Source organism: Brucella sp. H1_1004 (assembly GCF_047308065.1).
GTDB classification, from domain to species: domain Bacteria; phylum Pseudomonadota; class Alphaproteobacteria; order Rhizobiales; family Rhizobiaceae; genus Brucella; species Brucella pseudogrignonensis_B.
This window is the reverse complement of record NZ_JAYKZA010000002.1, coordinates 687311-707522: the sequence shown is the minus strand read 5'-3', so window position 1 is coordinate 707522 and position 20212 is coordinate 687311. Positions and strand designations below refer to the sequence as shown.

Sequence of the window (20212 nt, the reverse complement as noted above, 5' to 3'; positions counted from 1 at the left end):
GTCATCAAACACCTTCGCTCTCCACCGGCGAAGGCCAACATCAGGATATAATCATGAGCACGTTCAAACCGCTTGTCTTCTCCGGCGTTCAACCGACCGGAAACCTTCACCTTGGCAATTATCTGGGTGCCATCAAGCGGTGGGTCGAGGTTCAGGAGACGCAGGAATGCATCTACTGTGTGGTCGACATGCATGCGCTGACCGTCTCACCTGATCCGGCCGAACTGATCCAGTCGACCCGCGAAGTGACGGCAGCGTTTCTGGCTGCGGGTATCGACCCCAAGCGTAGCATCGTGTTCAACCAGAGCCGCGTGCGCCAGCATGCCGAGCTTGCCTGGGTGTTCAACTGCGTGGCGCGCATCGGCTGGATGAGCCGCATGACGCAGTTCAAGGACAAGGCTGGCAAAGACCGTGAAAATGCATCGCTTGGTCTCTTCGCTTATCCAAGCCTGATGGCTGCCGACATTCTGCTTTATCGCGCAACGCATGTGCCTGTGGGTGAAGACCAGAAGCAGCATCTGGAACTGACACGCGATATCGCGCAGAAGTTCAACAACGACTATTCCGACCGTATTGCCTCGCTTGGCATCGGCGTCGACATGCAGGTGGGAGATGAACAGGTTTCTGGCTTCTTCCCGCTGACCGAACCGATGATTTCGGGTCCGGCCATGCGTATCATGTCGCTGCGTGACGGCACCAAGAAAATGTCGAAATCCGACCCGTCGGACCTGTCGCGCATCAACCTGATCGATGACGAAGAAACCATCAACAAAAAGATCCGCAAGGCCAAGACTGATTCTGATGGTCTGCCAACGGAACTTGATGGCCTCACAGGTCGCCCAGAAGCTGATAATCTCGTCGGCATCTATGCAGCCCTTTCGTCAAAATCGAAGGAAGACATTCTGCGCGAGTTTGGTGGACGTCAGTTCTCCGAATTCAAGTCAGCTCTGGCTGATCTGGCTGTTTCAAAACTCTCGCCGATCACCCACGAAATGCGCCGTCTGGTGGCTGATCCTGCCCATATCGACAACGTTTTGAAAGATGGTGGCGAGCGTGCAAGTGCGATTGCCGAAACCAATATGCGCCATGTGCGGGATATTATCGGCTGGCTGCAGGACTAGATTCCGGCTCTAGCGTCCTGCAAATTGCGATCTTCTGTGCTCCGGTGCTCGTTGATCACAATTTTCGGCACGCCATAGGCAAAATCTCAGCAAGTCCTCTTTAAATTACAGCGCTACCCGCTTGCGGGTAGCGCTTTGCAATGCCACATTATCGCCATGGTATCAAAACGACTTAGCCGGGAAGCCGGCCACCGACGCAAGTTTCTTGCCGTGATTGACGAGACGCCGGAATGCTGGCGCGCCGTTACCTATGCCGCGCGCCGTGCAAAAAACACAAGTGGCGCTCTCGTGATGCTCTTTGTCATCGACAATTCAGACTTCCAGCAAATTCTCGGCGTTGGCGAGATCATGCGTGCTGAAGCTGAGGAACGTGCCCGTTCTACGCTCGAGAAATTTGCTGCGAAAGTGCGCGAAGAACAGGGCATTGAACCAGAACTGATCATTCGTGAAGGCCGTATAACCGAAGAACTACCGAGTCTTATCGAAGAAGATCAGGATATTGCCATTCTGGTTCTGGCAGCAGGATCGGGCAATGAAGGTCCCGGCCCTCTCGTGCAATCTCTGGCCAACCGCGCCCAGTTTCAGATCCCCGTGACCGTGATTCCATCCGGCCTTTCAGATGAAGACATTGATGCGGTGACATAATCACCCTATATTGATGACAGATTATGTAGGACCGTTCTTGGCAAAACCTGCCTGCACGCGTATCCATGCTTACGAAAAATTTCTGATATTGAAAGCGGAGAACGGACATGTTCATCCAGACCGAGACTACGCCCAACCCGGCAACCCTCAAGTTTCTGCCCGGCAAGGTCGTGATGCCTGAAGGTACAGCTGATTTCCGCGATGCGGCGAGTGCGGGTAATACATCACCGCTTGCGGCCAAGCTTTTCGCCGTTCCCGGCGTAACCGGCGTCTTCTTTGGTTTTGATTTTATTACAGTAACCAAGGATGACGGCGAGTGGCAGCACCTGAAGCCAGCAATCCTCGGCACGATCATGGAACATTTCATGTCAGGTGCCGATGTCATGGCAGGCAACGCTGCAGCTGGCGCAGGCGACGAGCACGGTGAAGAAGAATTTTTTGATGAAGCCGATGTGGAAATCGTTGAAACCATCAAGGAACTGATTGAAACCCGCGTCCGCCCAGCTGTGGCGCAGGACGGTGGCGACATCACATTCCGCGGTTTCGAAAACGGCACAGTGTTTCTGCATATGAAGGGTGCCTGTTCTGGCTGCCCATCATCGACCGCGACGCTCAAGCACGGCATTCAGAATCTTCTGCGCCATTTCGTGCCGGAAGTTCAGCAGGTTGAGCAAATTTAATCTGAACTGAATTCAAAAAAAGGCCGCTTTTCAGCGGCCTTTTTCATATCTGCTATTATCGGACGATAACCTTGGCGCCCTGCTCGGCGCGCTCGTAAAGATCAAGAATATCCTGATTCATCATGCGAACGCAGCCCGACGACATAGCCTTCCCAATCGACCACCACTCTGGTGTTCCGTGAATGCGATAGCCAGTGTCGCCGCCTTTATTGTAAAGATAAAGTGCGCGTGCGCCGAGCGGGTTCTTGAGGCCCGGCCCCATACCGTTGCGATATTTCGCCAATTCCGGCTGGCGCTTAATCATCGGTGCAGGCGGTGTCCATGTCGGCCATTCACGCTTCATCGCAACACGTGCAGTCCCATTCCAGCCGAAACCTTCACGGCCAACGCCGATGCCATAGCGCATGGCCTTGCCGTCCGGGAGCACGAGATAGAGGAACTTTTCGCCGGTTTCGACGATGATTGTGCCCGGCGCTTCGCTGGTCTGATACTTGACGATCTGACGGCGATATTGCTGCGGAATTTTCTCATTTGGAATTGCGGGGATCGTATAACCGGCATCCGTGACAGAAGAATAGGACGCTGTATAGAACGTGCCGCCAACTGTGGAGCAGCCAGCAAGGGCGCCACCAAGAAGAAGAGCTGCCGTCAGCTGCAAGGCGCGAAACTTCATAAATTTCTCCCAGGGTGAGATGGTCCATCGTCAGGAGCGAATCGCTCATTTCCCCCGCAAGCTTGACGAAGGAATATTAACCAGCCGTTAACCGTAAATTGAAAAATCCATGATTATGCCATTTTTCCGCCGTCTTTTCCAAATTCTCAACACTGGAATGTCGCAGGTTTTCAGGCTTATTCGTTTGAAATATGCGGTTTTTGAGCGTTAAAGTGCATTTATGCCCATCGTGATTCCCCATAAAACGCATCCACTTTCGGACGGAAGACAATCCGAAAATGCGATGCTTGTCCGTCGCGGCGTCCAGCGTCTGTTTCTGGAAATGGGGCTGGCAACTTTGCCGGAATTGTCTCTGGCGTCCGGCAGACGCGCAGACCTGATTGCCGTCAGTCGCAAAAGCGAAATATGGATCGTGGAAATCAAATCTTCCCTTGAAGACTGGAAGGCTGACCGAAAGTGGCCAGACTATCGAGCTTACTGTGACCGGCTGTTTTTTGCGACACATCCTTCGGTGCCAAGGGAAATCTTCCCGCAGGATTGCGGCTTCATTTTATCGGATGGCTATGGCGCAGAAATTCTGCGCGATGCACCGGAACACAAGCTTTCCGGTGCATCGCGCAAAGCGCTGATGTTGCGCTTTGCCAGAGCAGGTGCTGCGCGGCTAACGCTGGCAGAGCTTGCAGGTGTAGACGTGCCGGAGACCGATATTGATTAACGAGGCGCGCGCTTTGCCAGAATGCGCTGCAAAGTACGGCGGTGCATATTGAGACGACGCGCTGTTTCGGAAACATTGCGCTCGCACATCTCATAGACGCGCTGGATATGTTCCCAACGAACACGATCAGCCGACATCGGATTTTCTGGCGGGGCGACTTTTTCACCTGGACGTCGGGTCAAAGCAGCAAACACTTCATCCGCATCGGCAGGCTTGGACAGATAATCAATAGCGCCAAGCTTTACGGCGTTCACCGCAGTTGCAATATTTCCATAGCCGGTGAGCACAATCGCACGCGTATCGGTGCGGCGTGTGCGGATGGCTTCGATCACATCAAGCCCGTTTCCGTCACCCAAGCGCATATCAACCACAGCATAAGCAGGTGCCGCAGCTTTTGCAGCCGCAATGCCTTCTTCAACGGATTCCGCAGTTGTCACCTGAAAGCCCCGACCTTCCATGGCGCGAGCAAGGCGCTGCAAGAAAGGCTTATCATCATCAACCAGAAGAAGGGTTGGATCGTTGCCAATGGCTTCGGTGTCTTCCTGCTTCAAGTCTTCCATGGGGTGCTTCCTGCCTGTATTTTTGTTCCTTTATTGATACCCCTGCGTCAAAAAGTCAAATAGCCATTGAATTGTTGAAGCAATCCTTGCAAAAAATTGACAAATAGAAACAAGGCAAACTGTTGTTTTCGCAAAGTCTTTTTTAGGTTTTCCATATAAAAATGATTTTAGATGGACCCTTTATTGCTCGCCAATTCTTTTGATAGCGAAAGATGGATTATCCAGCATATTCATCAACTTAGAGCGAAAGCAGAACGTGGCCAAACGACCTTCACCTCGGCTCCCTGGCCAGGATTTTTGCGATTTTTGAAACTGATTTGTGCACCAGAGCGTTCAAGCAAGGTTTTTGCGATAAAAAGTCCCAGACCAAGCCCACCGCCGCCATTCTGACTGCCATCACGGCTGCTCATATAAGGTTCACCGATTCGGTCAAGAATCTCTGGTTTGAAACCTTCACCATCATCCTGGATGAGAACAGTGACATTGGTGTCCGTCCAACCCCATGTCACGTTGACCTCATTGCGCGCAAAATCAACGGCGTTTTCAATCAGATTACCAAGGCCGTAAAGCAAACCCGGATTGCGCCGTACAACAGGTTCAGGCTTGGGCCCATCAAGCTTGGAAACATCAAGCGCGACACCAAAGTTGCGATGCGGCGCGATCACCTCTTCGATCAGTGAGGAGAACGGCAAGCGTGACATATGCTCTTCGTTTTCCGAAGAAAGGCTGGTCAGACGTTGCAGGATTTCCCGACACCGCGCGGCCTGGGATTGCAACAGCGCAATATCTTCTGCCAGTGCAGGATCGCTATCCGCCTTTTTTGAATAAGTGCGCTGCATTTCTTTAACCACCAGCGTGATGGTGGCGAGCGGCGTGCCAAGCTCGTGCGCAGCAGCAGCGGCAAGCCCATCAAGCGCGGTCAGGTGCTGTTCGCGCTGCAAAATCAGTTCGGTCGCGGTCAGGGCATCGCCCAGCTGACGCGTTTCTTCCGCAATACGATAGGCATAGACACCGGTGAAACCGAGCGCCGAAACAATCGCGCACCAAATGCCTGCCACAAAGAGAAATGGCAGTACCAGCGTCTCACCCGGATACCATGGCAATGGGCGGTGATAGAATATCAAGAACGAAGTACAGAACACGGCCAGCAAGGCTAGCCCCAGCGTGTGCCGGACTGAAAGTGAAGTCGCAGAGATGATAACCGGCGCGATCATCAGAATGATGAAAGGATTCTGCACGCCACCCGTTAAATACAGTAATCCTGCCAGTTGCAGAACATCGAAGGCCAACACGATACTGGCGGCGGACGGATTGAGACGATGATTGTTTGGAAAATGAAAGGCGAGATAGAGATTGAGCCATGCGGAAGCTGAGATTAACGCAAGGCAAATACTGATCGAGAAGCTAAATTGCAGATAAAGCGCCACAAACATGACGGCTGCCGTCTGCCCTGCAATGGCCAGCCAGCGCAGGCGCACCAATGTGGTGAGGCGCGGTCTGCGTGAAAGATTGGAAGCGCGATTATCGAACTCTGCGTGCATGGCCACTCCCAAACATCTCACCAAATTTCAAGACGGAATTGCGTTGAGAATGCATATCCAATGCGCTGGACAAAGCGAGCCGCCTTCGGCCCCTTATGCGACAGCGCAAATATTCATGCAAGCAGAACTGTGTCATCCAGTCGCAGCTTAACAAGCAATAGGCTATACCCCTGCATTTATGGGGATTTGGAGCGCAATCACATTGCCGTCAGGATGGGCGTGATTAAATTGTGTCAATTTTGTGAATAATTTACGATGGCCTGTAACACGCGTAGGAGGGCAGGCATGGTTATCTTCAGGGGGAAGATATCTTCGGGGCTTGGAAGACATTCCGAGCTGATCATTCCGGGAAAGCAAAATTTGGCCAATTCACCCGTTGATTGGCCGGAAGAATTTGCCACCGGATCACTCAATGTTCAAATTGTGGAATTTCCCGAGGCACTGAAAAGCACCCGTACCAGATTGAAGGCGCTGGATCGTGGGGTGGTTCCGCCGACATTGGTGATCCCACAAGACAGAATTAAAAATAACAGCCTGCGGCGTAAGTTTTTCAAGCCGCGTCGAGGCATGGGGCAAGCATGGCGAGCAACGCTTTACGCTAAGTCACGGTCGATGCCAGTTTGGGTTTTTCGGCGCATTGGATCACACATGCATGACTGTCTGGAGTTGATCTCCGATAAGCGCATACGCAATCATCTCGACATACGCGATGAAGACGAAGTGAGCGTCGTTCTACATGCTTAAGTGCCGCGTGGCTTTGCGCGGCTGGTGGCTTGCGCATTGGCCGGGTCTTCCGGCCAGACATGACGCGGATAACGCCCACGCATATCCGTGCGCACATCAGCCCATGAACCTTGCCAGAAGCCCGGCAGATCACGCGTGATCTGGATCGGGCGGTGGGCAGGCGAAAGCAGTTCCAGCAAAAGCGGAACCTTGCCATTTGCAATGGCCGGATGGATACCAAGGCCGAATAGCTCCTGCACACGCACCGCGAGGACTGGTTCCTCAGTATCATAGCGGATTGGAATATTCGAGCCGGTCGGAACGGTAAAATGTGTTGGCGCCAGTTTATCAACGCTTCGCTGCATATCAAAAGGCACAAGGCTCATCAGGCCATTTTTAAGCGCATGGGCCGGGATACGGTTAAGCTGCGCTTCACCGGTAAGAAATGGCAAAAGCCACTCATCAAGACGCTCAATAAGATTGTCGTCATCCATAGACGGCCACGGATCACCAAGACCGCGATAAAGCCAGCCCAAGCGACGACGCAGAATTTCGGCCTCTTTGCCCCATGGCAGGATTTGCAAACCATGCTCGCGCACTGCAGCGATCACGCCTTCATCGGCGCTCACACCGGAAGGGGCGGCAAGCGGCTTTTCCGACAAAGCGATTGCACCGATGCGAACAGCTTCACGCGCCCGCAAAGCGTTCTTTTCCGCGTCATAGACAACCTGTCTTCCGCTTTCGATCTTGTTGCCAAGTGCGGCACGGATCTCGATTTCAGAGACTTCAGCCGCAGAGAGCACACGTGCGCGGCCTGCTTTGCCCGACATATCGGCCACCACCAGCCATTGCGCACGGCTGAGGCTTATAGCGGGATCGACTTCGCCGCCACGGCCATTGGCCAACAGGAATTGCCCTGTTTGGCCGCGCGCCTTCGCGATGCGGTCTGGATAAGCATCAATCAACATTCGACCAACACTGGAACCGGCAGCTTCACCTTTGCTCAGCACATTTGCAGCCAGACGTTTCGCCAGCCCTTTGGCACGCTGGGCACGATCGGAACGATCAGTGCGAAAGCGCGACATGCGCGTGTCGAGGTCGGTTTCATTGCCGCCAAGACCACGCTCGGTTAGAAGAACGGCAAGCTCTGCCGCCCGCAAAGCCTCGCCGCGTTTGCCCGCTTCCGCCACCATATGCGCCAAGCGTGCAGGCAGGGCGAGCGAGCGCATCGCCTCACCGTCAGTTGTCAGGCGTCCAGCATCATCAAGCGCACCAAGCCGGCTAAGCAATGCCTTGGCTTCTTTGAGCGCGGGCAATGGTGGCTTGTCGAGCAAAGACAATGTTGCCGGATCGGTCACGCCCCATGCAGCCGCATCAAGCACAAGGCCGGAAAGATCGGCCTCCAGAATTTCTGGTGGTGAGAAAGCCGGAAGCGAAGCCGTCTGCCCCTGATGCCAGAGGCGGATGGCGATGCCCGGCTCGGTACGACCTGCACGACCAGCGCGCTGATCAGCACTTGCACGCGAAGTACGCACGGTCTCAAGACGGGTCAGACCAGTCGCAGGCTCATATTTTGGCAGGCGGGCAAGGCCGCTATCAATCACAACCCGAACGCCATCGATCGTGATGGAAGTCTCGGCAATCGATGTTGCCAGCACAACCTTGCGATGACCTGCGGGCGCTGGCTTGATTGCCGCGTCCTGATCACGGCCTTCCATCGCGCCATAAAGCGGGGCCAGAATGATATTGGCAGGCAGAAACTTTTCCAGAATTCCAGCCGTTCGTTCAATCTCGCCCTGACCGGGAAGAAAGGCAAGGATGCTGCCGGTTTCATCGGCCAGCGCTTCGCGAATGGCTTTCACCATCGCATCTTCGATGCGTTCGTCAGGTTTGCGGTCGCGGTGGCGAATATCGACGGGAAAAGCCCGGCCTTCGCTTTCGATAATGGGCGCATCGCCCAAAAGTGAGGCGACCCGCGCACCATCCAGCGTTGCCGACATGACGAGTATCTTGAGGTCGTCACGCAAAGCGGCCTGCACATCGAGCGCCAGCGCCAGACCAAAATCTGCATCGAGGCTGCGCTCGTGAAACTCATCGAACAGAACAGCGGCGATGCCCTTGAGATCGGGATCGTCGAGGATCATCCGCGCGAAAACGCCTTCAGTGACGACAAGGATTTTGGTCTTGGCCGAGACCTTGCTTTCAAGGCGCATACGATAGCCAATTGTTTCGCCCGGCTCTTCGCCGAGCAACTGCGCCATGCGGCGGGCGGCGGCGCGGGCGGCGAGACGACGCGGTTCGAGCAGCACAATGATGCCGTCGCCGCGCCAGCTTGCATTTAAAAAATGCAGCGGCACCAGCGTCGTCTTACCCGCGCCGGGAGGGGCAACCAGAACCGCGCTTGCATGGGTGGCAAAGGCGGCGTCGAGTTGCGGCAGAATGCGGGTAACGGGAAGATCGGGCAGACTCGTCAAATGAAATTCCGTATTATAAAGGCGTTGCTTTGGTGCTTATCCCACAAGGAACGATGATGATCCATATCCGAAAATCTAAACCGGCGGACGCCCCCGCCCTCACTGCCATCTGGCGCGCAAGCGTGCTGGCAACGCATGACTTTCTAAGCCGCGAAGATTTCATCGAGCTCGAAAAGCTGGTCGGTGAGCAATATCTGCCGAATGTAGCAGTCGATGTCATTGAGGATGACGGCAAGCCGGTCGGCTTCATGGGCATGACCGATAACAATATCGACAGCCTGTTCATTTCCCCCAATCAGCGCGGCAAGGGTATTGGCAAGCATATGATTGCACACGCAAAACAGCGGGGCACTCTGACCGTCGACGTGAATGAGCAGAACACGCAAGGCGTGGGCTTTTATCGCCATGTGGGCTTTGTTGAGACGAGTCGTTCGGAGACGGATGATCAGGGACGCCCCTATCCGCTGCTGCATCTCAAGCTTGAGGCTTAAGATTCGGGCCACGCCAATTGCGGAGAAAACCATTCTCGCAAAAGGCATTTCCGGAGCAATTGACATACTCCCCTATAGTATATAGGCTTCGTGAAAATCGGGAGATTCCATGCCGCATTCACCGGAAGACAAAAAGCGCGCTTTGACGCGCCTGCGCCGCATCAAAGGCCAGGCCGAGGCGCTGGAGCGCGCGGTGGAATCGGGCACGGAATGTGCTGCACTCTTGCAGCAGATTGCGGCGTTGCGCGGGGCTGCCAATGGATTGATGGCGGAAGTGCTGGAAAGCCATTTTCGCGAGACATTCGGCCAAGCTCGTGAGACGATAGCGCGCGATGCTGTGGCAGATCCCGATGCAGAGATCGACGAAATCATGCGGATTTTGCGCACCTATCTGAAATAGGCGCATAAACGAACACTGAAATTGAAGGGAATATCGTCATGAAGTCACGCGCAGCCGTTGCCTGGGAGGCAAAAAAGCCGCTCACCATCGAAACCGTTGAAATCGGCGGTCCACGCGCCGGCGAAGTGCTGGTCGAAATCATGGCGACCGGCGTTTGCCACACCGATGCCTACACGCTTTCCGGCCTTGATTCAGAAGGCAAATTCCCGGCCATTCTCGGCCATGAAGGTGCTGGCATTGTGCGCGAAGTGGGCGCAGGCGTGACTTCCGTGAAGCCGGGCGATCATGTGATCCCGCTTTACACGCCGGAATGTCGCCAGTGCAAAACCTGCCTGTCACAGCGTTCAAACCTCTGCACCTCGATCCGCTCAACGCAGGGTCAAGGCCTGATGCCGGACCGCACCACCCGCTTTTCGTGCGATGGCGGCGAAGTGTTCCACTATATGGGCTGCTCGACCTTCTCGAACTTCACCGTTCTGCCAGAAATCGCTGTCGCCAAGGTCCGCGAAGACGCACCTTTCGACAAGATCTGCTATATCGGCTGCGGCGTAACCACCGGCATTGGCGCGGTTATTTACACGGCTAAAGTGCGTCCGGGCTCCAATGTTGTGGTGTTTGGTCTGGGCGGCATTGGTCTTAATGTCATTCAGGGCGCACGCATGGTTGGCGCGGACAAGATCATCGGCGTCGACATCAATCCATCCAAGGTGGAAATGGCAAAGAAGTTCGGCATGACCGACTTCATCAATCCGCGCGAAATCGGCAATGACAAGGTTGTGCAGGCCATTCAGGATCTGACAGATGGCGGTGCGGATTATTCCTTTGATGCCACCGGCAACACCGATGTGATGCGTCAGGCGCTGGAATGCTGCCATCGTGGCTGGGGTGAATCGATCATCATCGGCGTCGCCGAAGCAGGCAAGGAAATCGCCACACGTCCATTCCAGCTCGTCACGGGACGCGTCTGGAAGGGTACTGCATTTGGTGGCGCGCGCGGTCGTACCGATGTGCCGAAGATCGTCGACTGGTACATGGAAGGCAAGATCGACATCGACAGCCTGATCACCCACACCATGCCGCTGGATGAAATCAACACCGCTTTCGATCTGATGCATGAAGGCAAATCGATCCGCTCGGTGATTGTCTACTGATGAGCGAAAAGCTTTTCACCTCCCATTGGGATGAACTCGATAATCTCACCCCACGCGCGCTTTATGCGATGCTGAAGCTGCGCGTGGATGTTTTCGTGGTGGAGCAGAATTGCCCTTACCCCGAAATCGACGGCAAGGATTATGACGCATTTCATCTGCGCCTTCTCGATGGTGCGGAACTCGCGGCAAGTTTGCGGGTTCTGCCACCAGAACAGGATGGTAAGCCGGTGAAGATCGGCCGTGTTGTCGTGGCAGCCGATTATCGTGGTTACAAGCTTGGTCAGCGTCTCATGAAAGAGGCGGTCGCCTTTGCTCAAAACCGCTTTCCGGGCATTGCCATCGAACTTGGCGGACAGAGCCACTTGCAGAAATTCTATGGCTCGTTTGGCTTTTTTGCGGTTTCAGACGAGTATCTCGAAGACGGCATTCCGCATGTCGATATGCGGTTAGAACCGCAAGAAAGCGCCGCCTGATGTTTTTGCTGCGTCGCCATATGTCGTTTTATCTCGCAGCGATTGGCGGCGTAACAGCTTTCATCATCGCCTGGCTTCTTAAAAGCCCACTTGCCCCGGTGATTGGAGCCAATTGTTTTTTCGCGCTGTATCTGGCGCTTGCTCTTACGGCCATGCCAAGACTGAGCGCAGCATATCTCAAAAAACATGCGGCGACTGCAGATGAACCGATATGGATCATTTTTCTGGTAACCTTTGCCACGGTTGTCGTTGCAATTGTCTCGCTGTTCGTTCTGATCAATCAGAAGCCAGCAGCTGATCTGTTTTCACTGGTTGTGACCCTCACATCTGTTCCGCTCGGCTGGTTCACAATTCATATGATGACTGCCATTCATTATGCCCATCTGTACTGGCAACCAACCGAACCTGCGGGAAAAGATACCGCCCATGCGAGCAAGCATTCTGGCGGCTTCGCTTTTCCTGAAACCCCAGCGCCTTCAGGCTGGGATTTTACCTATTATGCGTTCGTCATCGGCATGACGGCACAGACGTCGGACACCAATGTCACGACCACCGCAATGCGCAAAGTAACGCTTCTGCACAGCGTTGTGTCATTCTTTTTCAATACGGTCCTTGTTGCGGCGACAGTGAATGTCGTGGTCGCACTCGGCAGCGGATAAACAGCAGGAACTCTCATGGAAACGATCTCGACCGCAAAATGCTTTGGTGGAACGCAGGGCGTCTATCGCCATAAGAGCGAGACCACGCAATGCGAAATGACTTTTGCTGTCTTTCTCCCACCGCAGGCGAAGGATGGTCCGGTGCCTGTGCTGTGGTATCTTTCCGGCCTGACCTGCACGCATCAAAATGTGATGGACAAGGGCGAATATCGACAAATCGCCTCAGAATTGGGAATTGCCGTTATTTGCCCGGATACCAGCCCACGCGGTGATGACGTGCCCGACGAGCCGCAGAACTGGAAATTCGGGAAAGGTGCCGGCTTCTATCTCGATGCGACGCAGGAACCATTCGCCAAGAACTATCAAATGTATAGCTACATCACCCAAGAACTGACCGATCTGGTGGCGGCTGAGTTTCCACTTGATATGTCGCGTCAGGGCATCACCGGCCACTCCATGGGTGGACACGGCGCACTGACAATTGCGCTCAAGAATCCCGACCGTTTCAAATCGGCATCGGCTTTCGCACCGATTGTGCAGCCCTCTACAGCCGACTGGTCAAAGCCTGCGCTGGAAAAATATCTCGGTTCTGAAGAGCGCGCATGGCGTGCCTATGACGCGACGCTGCTGATTGAGGATGGTGCACGCTTTTCAGAATTTCTGGTCGATCAGGGCGAAGCCGATGTGTTCCTTGAGGAAGGCCTGTGTCCGTGGCTGCTGGATGAGGCTTGCCGCAAGGCTGGAATCCCGCTCACGCTCAACATGCGCGAAGGCTATGACCATTCCTATTTCTTCATCTCATCCTTCATGGATGATCATCTCAAATGGCATGTGGAAAGACTGTAATAACGACAGTTAATATGGAGGTAGTTTTGTCGTACTATCTCTGAATTTAGTAGTGCGAGGAAAATATGATTGATTTCGACTACGAACAAGCTTGGCCATCACCATCTTCCAGATGGAAGAGCTTTGAAGCGGAGGCTTTTCCAGTCAGGGCTTATCGCTTTGATGTCCGCCATCCATATGAGGTGGCAGAAATAGGCGTTCATAAGCTAGGAGAATATCAAAGCAAAATAAATACCCTGAAACTTTTTGGACCAGACACTGTTTTTTCTTCAGCAAGCAAAATTGGCGTAAAAAATTACATAGATATAGACACGTCAAGGTATCAAAATTTAAATAGGCAATTAAAAAATAGAATTATTAGCCGAGATATTGGAATTAGAGAGAGCATTTTCCATGATGAAGGAGAAAATGGATTCTTTAGTAAGCCATACCTCTATCGGATAAAAACTGATACTCACAATTCGATATCATTCAAAGATTTACATAAAGAATTCGAGGCCAATTTCACATCTTACGCTGGAGGTGAAATACGGAGAAAGCCATTAGTAGAAAAATCAGCAAATGGACAAGGGATTGCAAATTCAGATGAAATAATAAGTAATATAAATATGGTAAGAAAAAAATTTCCTGAAACCTTTAATAAAATTGACAAAAAACTAAGTTCTTTCGATAATAATGACGAAATACATATAAATAAAAGTACAATCAATGCCGGAATTAGGAACTCTTATAGCTCAAGAATGTACTATGAATCCGCCGTACCGCACACTGAATTCGTGCAAGTTGATGCCTTAGATTTAGCAATTTTTGTAAGATGAAATTATATCATAAGGCATCCAACTTAAGAACTAGCGCCTGACGACTTTCATCGGCAGGCCGCCCTGCGGCTGGGTGGTGAGTTTTTGTACGGGCCATGGCTTTGTGGTTTCCAACACGTCAAAGCGACGGCCATCAAGCAAGGTTGCAAGCGCAATCACCGCTTCCTGAAGCGCGAAACTCGCACCAATGCAGACACGCGGACCAGCACCAAAGGGCAGATATTGAAAGCGGTCGAGCTTGTCGCGATTTTCGGGCCAGAAGCGTTCCGGCATGAAAGCATCCGGCTGATCCCAATAAAGCCTGTGACGATGAATCACCCAAGGCATGACCAGAACAGCCGTCCCCTTCGCGATTTTCAGATCGCCATAGCTGTCATCCTTGGCCGCCTCGCGATTGATTGACGGTGCCGGCGGATAAAGCCGCATCGCTTCCTCAAAAGCGGCACGCGTGAAAGGCAGTTTTGCCAACCATTCTTGCGGCGGCAGGTCATGTCCGCCACCCGCAAAGAACGCATCGATCTCGGCCTCAACCCGTTCGCGCTCCTGTGGTGCTTTGGCCAACAGATAGAGTGTCCAGCCCAGCGCACGGGCTGTTGTCTCATGGCCTGCCCCGATGAAAGTGATGATGTTATCTTCGATCTCGCCGCGGCTCAAACCGTCGGGCCCTTCGGCGCGCAAAAGCAACGTCAGAAAATCATTGGGGACGTCTTCGCCTCTCTCCATTCGCGACTTTCGCAAGGCAATGGTATCAGATACCAGTTCTCGAAAGAAGCCGAGCGACTGGTTACCGCGAAGGCGCGTAAAGCGTGGCAGCCATTCGGGCAAGCCAAGAAGATCAAATGGATCGACGCGGCCCATGGTTTCAAAAAGCTTGTCGATCTGGCGCGCAAAATCATTGGGATCACCGGCAATTTCACCCGAAAACAACGTTTCCGCGAGAATATCATAGGTGAGAAGCGTCATGTCGTGGGCGACATCGGTGATAAGACCATTGGTCTTGTATCGCTCGACAAATTGCAGCGACCGGTTTCGCATGGCGCTCGCAAAGCCACCGATATGGCGCGGCGTGAACACGGGTGCCATGGCCTTGCGCGACCGCTTCCAGACTTGGCCCTCAGCGGTCAGCAATCCATCGCGCAAAAGCGGGCGCAAAACCCGCTGGCGAATGGCGGACATCGGGTAGTTTGCAGCATTATCGACCAGCACATGCCGGATAAGGCCGGGATCATTGGCAATGATGGTTTTGATGCCAAGCCAGCTTACGGAAACCCATGGCTCATTGTACGAAGGCTCCCCCCACAATTCGAGCGGATTTTTATAAACCACCCGCATCATCTCGAAGCGTCCAACCGGCTTTTCGCGCGGACGCGGTGCTGGCGGGATGAATGGTTGCGCGGCTTCATTTATTGCCGTTGTAATGTCCATAAAGTGCTCCTCGTTATCGAGAATGCCCCTGCTGGAAACCAATATAAGCGCCAATTGTGGCAGTTCCAAAGAGTACCATTAATCGCCTATCATCATCTGAAGCGAATTGAGCGCAATCCCCGGCAATTTTGGCCTTAAAATTTGGAAAAATCACCGTTAACGCCTATATTAAAGCCATGTTTGTCGAGTGATTCGACATGAGTTTTTATGCTGGATAAGCAGCAGGATTTAAGGCTGCATTCGCGGCACATTTGCGAAAGATTTTCATGACCGAGACTCCAGAGATGAATTCTGAAGCCCCTGCCGAATATGGCGCGGATTCCATTCGTGTTCTGAAAGGCCTCGACGCAGTTCGCAAGCGTCCGGGCATGTATATCGGCGATACGGATGACGGCTCCGGCCTTCACCACATGGTTTATGAAGTCGTCGACAACGCAATTGACGAAGCGCTGGCGGGCCATGCGACACTTGTCACTGTGACGCTCAATGCCGACGGCTCCTGCACCGTGACCGATAATGGTCGCGGCATTCCGACCGATATCCATAAGGAAGAAGGCGTTTCGGCTGCTGAAGTCATCATGACCCAGCTGCACGCCGGCGGTAAGTTCGACCAGAATTCCTATAAGGTTTCCGGTGGTCTGCATGGTGTGGGCGTTTCTGTTGTGAACGCACTGTCGATCTGGCTCAGGCTTAAAGTGCGTCGGGCTGGCAAAATACACGAAATGACCTTCACGCATGGCGTGGCCGATGCTCCGCTTGCGGTGGTTGGTGATGCAGGCAGCGATACCGGCACGGAAGTCAGCTTCCTGCCTTCGCCTGAAACCTTCTCCATGGTGGAATTCGATTACGACACGCTGGAGCGTCGCCTGCGCGAACTGGCGTTTCTCAATTCCGGTGTGCGCATCAAGCTGAGCGATCGCCGCCATGCCGACATCAAAGAGCATGAACTGCATTATGATGGCGGTGTTGTCGAATTCGTAAAATATATCGATCAGAGCAAGAAGTCGCTTCTGGAAACACCGATCTATATCAAGAGCGAAAAAGACGGCATGACCGTTGAAGTCGCTATGTGGTGGAATGATTCCTACCACGAAAAGGTGCTGTGCTTCACCAACAACATTCCGCAGCGCGATGGCGGTACGCATCTGGCCGGTTTCCGTGGCGCGCTGACGCGTCAGGTAACAGGCTATGCCGATGCATCTGGCATGACCAAGAAGGAAAAAGTCAGTCTCACTGGCGATGATTGCCGCGAAGGTCTGACGGCTGTTCTTTCAGTCAAGGTTCCTGATCCAAAGTTCTCGTCGCAGACCAAGGACAAGCTTGTTTCTTCGGAAGTGCGTCCAGTTGTTGAAAGTCTCGTCAATGAAGCGCTTTCGACATGGCTGGAAGAACATCCGGCAGGCGGCAAGACCATTGTTGAAAAGGTTATTCAGGCTGCTGCCGCGCGTGAAGCAGCGCGCAAGGCACGCGACATCACCCGCAAGAGCAATCTCAGCGTGACGTCGTTGCCCGGCAAGCTGGCGGACTGTCAGGAGCGCGATCCTGCCAAATCAGAAATCTTCATCGTTGAGGGTGATTCTGCTGGTGGCTCCGCTAAGAGCGGTCGTTCGCGCCAAAACCAGGCCATTCTGCCGCTGCGCGGTAAGATCCTCAATGTGGAGCGCGTTCGTTTTGACCGTATGATCTCGTCCGATCAGGTCGGTACACTGATCACAGCGCTCGGCACGTCGATCGGCAAGGATGAATCGCACGGCTTCAATCCTGACAAGCTGCGCTATCACAAGATCATCATCATGACGGATGCTGACGTCGACGGCGCGCATATTCGCACATTGCTGTTGACCTTCTTCTTCCGCCAGATGCCGGAACTGATCGAGCGCGGTCATATTTATATTGCACAGCCGCCCCTCTATAAGGTGTCTCGCGGCAAGTCATCACAATATATCAAGAACGAAGCTGCATTCGAAGACTTTCTCATCGAAACCGGCCTTGAAGAGGCAGCTCTTGAAATGATCAGCGGCGAAGTCCGCGCCGGACCGGATCTTCGGTCTGTCGTTGAGGATGCCCGCACGCTGCGTCAGCTTTTGGGTGGCCTACATACACGTTATGATCGCCGTATTGTTGAGCAGGCGGCAATTGCTGGACTGCTTAACCCTGGTTCCACCGCGAATGATGCGACGGCGCAGGCATCCGCTGCAACGGTTGCCAAGCGTCTCGACATGATTTCGGAAGAAACCGAGCGCGGCTGGACTGCACACGTGACAGACGACGGCGGCTATCGTTTCGAGCGCATGGTTCGCGGTGTGAAAGATGTTGCCATTCTCGATATGGCGCTGCTTGGTTCTGCCGATGCCAGACAGATCGACCGCGTTGCCTCGCGCATTGCCGAAGTCTTTGCAGAGCCGCCTGTGCTGCGCCGCAAGGACAAGAGCGATACGCTTTCCGGTCCAATGGCGCTGCTTGACGCGATTTTTGCGACAGGTCGCAAGGGCCTGACGCTACAGCGTTATAAAGGCTTGGGCGAAATGAATGCCGAACAGCTTTGGGAAACAACGCTTGATCCGAATGTGCGTTCGTTGCTGCAGGTCAAGGTCAATGATGCGACCGATGCAGATTCGCTGTTCTCGCGCCTGATGGGCGATGAAGTTGAACCGCGCCGCGAATTTATTCAGGAAAACGCCCTGAGCGTCGCCAATCTGGACGTTTAAAATATACTTCCCGAAGCGCGCCTCTGCTCTTCGGGAAGTATCATATCTAAAAGAAAAGCCCGGTTTCATACCGGGCTTTTCTTTTTATGGGATTATCTTATTCGCCGCGACGCTTCTTGCTGAAGCCCCCATCACCGAATTTCTTGCCGTCCTTCTTGAAACCATCTTTCTTGAAGTCGCCTTTCGGCTTCGACCAACTGCCCTTAGCGTTGTCACGATTGCCATCACGGAAATCGCTTCTTGGCTTGTCGCCGCGTGGCTTGAAATCGCGCTTGCCTTCACGCGGAGCAGCATCGCCACCAGCGCCTGCAACTGCAGTGCGGATCACCAGACCCTTTTCGCCCGTGCCGCGTTCTTCAACCGAACGACGGAATTCTTCAGCCTTGGCTGCGGTGATTTCGAAACGCGTTTCATTATCGAAAATCTTGATCGAACCGACGTCACGCTTCGATACGTCACCTGCCTTGCAGATGAGCGGCAGAAGCCATTTTGGATCCGCGCGGTGCTTACGACCGGCAGAAACCGAGAACCATACGCCATCAAAACGTGCATTGCGGTCGAAACGTTCGCCCGGCTCACCACGATCAAAACGCTCGCCCCGTTCCGGGCGATCACCACGCTCTGAACGCTCACGCGGCTTCTTGCTGGAAATCGGATGAACAGGCGCGTCAGAAATATCTTCCGCAGCAGGCAATGCCGCGAGTTCGCGATTAAGGAAAGCGCTCGCGATCTGTTCCGGCGTATAACGCTCGGTCAGTGCCTTCAACAGATCCTGATGCTCTTCCTCAATCGGCTGGCTGAGAGCTTCGCTGTTGAGAATACGTTCATTGTTCTTGGCCTGAACGGCAGCAATACCCGGAGCAGGAACAGTCTGCGCATCAAGCTTTGCAAGGCTCAAAAGACGCTCGGCACTGCGACGGCGCGAGAACGGAACGACCAGAACACAGGTTCCCTTGCGACCGGCACGGCCAGTACGGCCCGAACGGTGCAGCATGGTTTCAGGATTGTTCGGCAGATCGGCATGGATAACCAGATCAAGGTTTGGCAGATCGATACCGCGTGCAGCAACGTCGGTCGCAACGCAAACGCGGGCACGTCCATCGCGCATCGACTGAAGCGCATTGTTACGCTCGGCCTGGCTCAATTCACCCGACAGCGCCACAACCGCAAAACCGCGGTTCGACAGGCGGCTTGCCATGTGCTTTACAGCTTCACGCGTCGAGCAGAAAATGATCGAGTTCTGTGAATCGTAATAAAGCAGGGTGTTGATGATTGCATGATCGCGTTCCTGTGGCGGAACCGGCATAGCAAAATAATCAATATCGGCATGCTGACCAGCTTCGCCAGCAGCAGTAATGCGCAGCGCGTCTTTTTGGAAACGCTTTGCAAGCTGTGCAATCGGCTTTGGCACGGTTGCCGAGAACATCAATGTGCGGCGATCTTCCGGTGCTTCACCAAGAATGAATTCGAGGTCCTCGCGAAAACCCATATCGAGCATTTCGTCAGCTTCATCGAGCACGACAACGCGCAGTTCCGACATATCAAGCGCACGGCGCGAAATATGATCGCGCAGACGGCCCGGCGTGCCAACAACGATATGCGATCCACGTTCAAGCACACGGCGCTCGGAACGAATATCCATACCACCAACGCAAGAAGCAATCACCGCACCCGTATCAGCATAGAGCCATTCGAGTTCACGGCGAACCTGCAAAGCAAGTTCGCGCGTTGGTGCGATAATCATCGCAAATGGATTTTGCGCACGATCAAAACGCAGTTCGTCGCCAAGAATGGTCGATGCCATGGAAAGGCCAAAAGCAACAGTCTTGCCGGAGCCTGTCTGCGCAGAAACAAGCAAATCGCCATGAAGTGTTTCAGGAGCCAAAACGGCATTCTGAACAGCGGTGAGTGTATTGTAACCGCGAGCGGCTAATGCTCCGGAAAGTGCCGGAGCGATTGTGTCAGGTAGGGACATGAGTGACTTTCAAAAAAGCTTCACAAGCCGCATACCCATCGGTTGTGAACCTTTTTGTTCACAACTCTCCTGACGACTACCGAAGCACCATAATTAGCGTCTACCTATAGGCTCGGGCTTAAAACGTCAACCGC

Annotated in this window: 19 protein-coding genes; 13 read left to right on the top strand and 6 right to left on the bottom strand. The window is 53.6% G+C overall.

Annotated features, from left to right (window positions below; translation table 11 throughout):
* The first annotated feature begins 53 nt into the window (after positions 1 to 53).
* The 3 genes from trpS to U2P60_RS10590 all read left to right on the top strand — a co-directional run bounded on the left by trpS (position 54) and on the right by U2P60_RS10590 (position 2446).
* The gene (gene trpS / locus U2P60_RS10600; protein WP_413572552.1) at positions 54 to 1121 is read left to right on the top strand and encodes a tryptophan--tRNA ligase; all 1068 of its coding nucleotides are present in this window, start codon (positions 54 to 56) and stop codon (positions 1119 to 1121) included.
* A gap of 156 nt (positions 1122 to 1277) precedes the next feature.
* Positions 1278 to 1766, top strand: coding sequence for a universal stress protein (locus U2P60_RS10595; protein ID WP_313828589.1), 489 nt, complete (start codon positions 1278 to 1280; stop codon positions 1764 to 1766).
* A 107-nt stretch (positions 1767 to 1873) separates the two neighbouring features.
* Positions 1874 to 2446, top strand: a complete 573-nt coding sequence (locus tag U2P60_RS10590) for a NifU family protein (protein ID WP_313827784.1) — start codon at positions 1874 to 1876, stop codon at positions 2444 to 2446.
* 55 nt (positions 2447 to 2501) lie between these two features.
* On the opposite strand, the gene U2P60_RS10585 is transcribed toward U2P60_RS10590, so the two are convergent.
* On the bottom strand, positions 2502 to 3119 hold the full coding sequence (locus tag U2P60_RS10585; protein ID WP_313827783.1) for a L,D-transpeptidase: 618 nt from the start codon (positions 3117 to 3119) through the stop codon (positions 2502 to 2504).
* A gap of 220 nt (positions 3120 to 3339) precedes the next feature.
* Here U2P60_RS10585 and U2P60_RS10580 point away from each other — a divergent pair, with 220 nt between their 5' ends.
* Entirely contained in the window at positions 3340 to 3834 is a 495-nt protein-coding gene (locus tag U2P60_RS10580) for an MmcB family DNA repair protein (RefSeq protein ID WP_413572549.1), read from the top strand.
* On the opposite strand, the gene regA is transcribed toward U2P60_RS10580, so the two are convergent.
* Positions 3831 to 4394 carry a global response regulator transcription factor RegA gene (gene regA, locus U2P60_RS10575; RefSeq protein ID WP_313827781.1) on the bottom strand — a complete coding sequence of 188 codons (564 nt, stop codon included), beginning with the start codon at positions 4392 to 4394 and terminating at the stop codon, positions 3831 to 3833. The two genes, U2P60_RS10580 and regA, sit on opposite strands and share 4 nt — an antisense overlap.
* Before the next feature lie 233 nt (positions 4395 to 4627).
* Positions 4628 to 5935, bottom strand: a complete 1308-nt coding sequence (locus U2P60_RS10570) for an ActS/PrrB/RegB family redox-sensitive histidine kinase (RefSeq protein WP_313827780.1) — start codon at positions 5933 to 5935, stop codon at positions 4628 to 4630.
* A 360-nt stretch (positions 5936 to 6295) separates the two neighbouring features.
* On the opposite strand from U2P60_RS10570, the gene U2P60_RS10565 reads away from it, so the two are divergent.
* On the top strand, positions 6296 to 6679 hold the full coding sequence (locus tag U2P60_RS10565) for a hypothetical protein (protein WP_413572547.1): 384 nt from the start codon (positions 6296 to 6298) through the stop codon (positions 6677 to 6679).
* Here the strand turns inward: U2P60_RS10565 and hrpB are convergent.
* Positions 6676 to 9132 (bottom strand): ATP-dependent helicase HrpB, encoded by a 2457-nt coding sequence (gene hrpB, locus U2P60_RS10560; protein WP_413572545.1) that lies wholly within the window; start codon positions 9130 to 9132, stop codon positions 6676 to 6678. The genes U2P60_RS10565 and hrpB overlap by 4 nt on opposite strands.
* Positions 9133 to 9164: 32 nt before the next feature.
* Between hrpB and U2P60_RS10555 the strand changes: the two genes are divergently transcribed.
* From U2P60_RS10555 to U2P60_RS10525, 7 genes are all read left to right on the top strand, one after another.
* Positions 9165 to 9623 carry an acetyltransferase gene (locus tag U2P60_RS10555; protein WP_413572544.1) on the top strand — a complete coding sequence of 153 codons (459 nt, stop codon included), beginning with the start codon at positions 9165 to 9167 and terminating at the stop codon, positions 9621 to 9623.
* Between the two features lie 109 nt (positions 9624 to 9732).
* Positions 9733 to 10023 carry a metal/formaldehyde-sensitive transcriptional repressor gene (locus U2P60_RS10550; RefSeq protein WP_413572543.1) on the top strand — a complete coding sequence of 97 codons (291 nt, stop codon included), beginning with the start codon at positions 9733 to 9735 and terminating at the stop codon, positions 10021 to 10023.
* A 38-nt stretch (positions 10024 to 10061) separates the two neighbouring features.
* A complete protein-coding gene (locus U2P60_RS10545) occupies positions 10062 to 11174 on the top strand; it encodes an S-(hydroxymethyl)glutathione dehydrogenase/class III alcohol dehydrogenase (RefSeq protein WP_310012535.1) in 1113 nt (370 codons plus the stop codon).
* Positions 11174 to 11647, top strand: a complete 474-nt coding sequence (locus U2P60_RS10540; protein ID WP_413572542.1) for a GNAT family N-acetyltransferase — start codon at positions 11174 to 11176, stop codon at positions 11645 to 11647. The genes U2P60_RS10545 and U2P60_RS10540 overlap by 1 nt, the downstream gene beginning before the upstream one ends.
* Entirely contained in the window at positions 11647 to 12306 is a 660-nt protein-coding gene (locus U2P60_RS10535) for a DUF1345 domain-containing protein (protein WP_413572540.1), read from the top strand. Before U2P60_RS10540 ends, U2P60_RS10535 begins: the two co-directional genes overlap by 1 nt.
* 15 nt (positions 12307 to 12321) lie before the next feature.
* Positions 12322 to 13152 carry an S-formylglutathione hydrolase gene (gene fghA, locus U2P60_RS10530; RefSeq protein ID WP_413572539.1) on the top strand — a complete coding sequence of 277 codons (831 nt, stop codon included), beginning with the start codon at positions 12322 to 12324 and terminating at the stop codon, positions 13150 to 13152.
* A 65-nt stretch (positions 13153 to 13217) separates the two neighbouring features.
* Complete coding sequence (locus tag U2P60_RS10525; protein ID WP_413572537.1) at positions 13218 to 13970, top strand: hypothetical protein; 753 nt, start codon at positions 13218 to 13220, stop codon at positions 13968 to 13970.
* A gap of 30 nt (positions 13971 to 14000) precedes the next feature.
* On the opposite strand, the gene U2P60_RS10520 is transcribed toward U2P60_RS10525, so the two are convergent.
* Positions 14001 to 15395: a cytochrome P450 gene (locus tag U2P60_RS10520; protein ID WP_413572536.1), complete on the bottom strand. Its 1395-nt coding sequence runs from the start codon at positions 15393 to 15395 to the stop codon at positions 14001 to 14003.
* 266 nt (positions 15396 to 15661) lie between these two features.
* Between U2P60_RS10520 and gyrB the strand changes: the two genes are divergently transcribed.
* A complete protein-coding gene (gene gyrB / locus U2P60_RS10515) occupies positions 15662 to 18103 on the top strand; it encodes a DNA topoisomerase (ATP-hydrolyzing) subunit B (RefSeq protein WP_413572534.1) in 2442 nt (813 codons plus the stop codon).
* Positions 18104 to 18200: 97 nt separating this feature from the next.
* Here gyrB and U2P60_RS10510 read toward each other — a convergent pair whose 3' ends face one another.
* Complete coding sequence (locus U2P60_RS10510) at positions 18201 to 20078, bottom strand: DEAD/DEAH box helicase (protein WP_413572533.1); 1878 nt, start codon at positions 20076 to 20078, stop codon at positions 18201 to 18203.
* Positions 20079 to 20212: the final 134 nt, after the last annotated feature.

Coding starts and splice junctions, on each gene's coding strand:
- trpS (WP_413572552.1), top strand. CDS start 54: ATGAGCACGTTCAAACCGCTTGTCTTCTCCGGCGTTCAACCGACCGGA.
- U2P60_RS10595 (WP_313828589.1), top strand. CDS start 1,278: ATGGTATCAAAACGACTTAGCCGGGAAGCCGGCCACCGACGCAAGTTT.
- U2P60_RS10590 (WP_313827784.1), top strand. CDS start 1,874: ATGTTCATCCAGACCGAGACTACGCCCAACCCGGCAACCCTCAAGTTT.
- U2P60_RS10585 (WP_313827783.1), bottom strand. CDS start 3,119: ATGAAGTTTCGCGCCTTGCAGCTGACGGCAGCTCTTCTTCTTGGTGGC.
- U2P60_RS10580 (WP_413572549.1), top strand. CDS start 3,340: ATGCCCATCGTGATTCCCCATAAAACGCATCCACTTTCGGACGGAAGA.
- regA (WP_313827781.1), bottom strand. CDS start 4,394: ATGGAAGACTTGAAGCAGGAAGACACCGAAGCCATTGGCAACGATCCA.
- U2P60_RS10570 (WP_313827780.1), bottom strand. CDS start 5,935: ATGCACGCAGAGTTCGATAATCGCGCTTCCAATCTTTCACGCAGACCG.
- U2P60_RS10550 (WP_413572543.1), top strand. CDS start 9,733: ATGCCGCATTCACCGGAAGACAAAAAGCGCGCTTTGACGCGCCTGCGC.
- U2P60_RS10545 (WP_310012535.1), top strand. CDS start 10,062: ATGAAGTCACGCGCAGCCGTTGCCTGGGAGGCAAAAAAGCCGCTCACC.
- U2P60_RS10540 (WP_413572542.1), top strand. CDS start 11,174: ATGAGCGAAAAGCTTTTCACCTCCCATTGGGATGAACTCGATAATCTC.
- U2P60_RS10535 (WP_413572540.1), top strand. CDS start 11,647: ATGTTTTTGCTGCGTCGCCATATGTCGTTTTATCTCGCAGCGATTGGC.
- fghA (WP_413572539.1), top strand. CDS start 12,322: ATGGAAACGATCTCGACCGCAAAATGCTTTGGTGGAACGCAGGGCGTC.
- U2P60_RS10525 (WP_413572537.1), top strand. CDS start 13,218: ATGATTGATTTCGACTACGAACAAGCTTGGCCATCACCATCTTCCAGA.
- U2P60_RS10520 (WP_413572536.1), bottom strand. CDS start 15,395: ATGGACATTACAACGGCAATAAATGAAGCCGCGCAACCATTCATCCCG.
- gyrB (WP_413572534.1), top strand. CDS start 15,662: ATGACCGAGACTCCAGAGATGAATTCTGAAGCCCCTGCCGAATATGGC.
- U2P60_RS10510 (WP_413572533.1), bottom strand. CDS start 20,078: ATGTCCCTACCTGACACAATCGCTCCGGCACTTTCCGGAGCATTAGCC.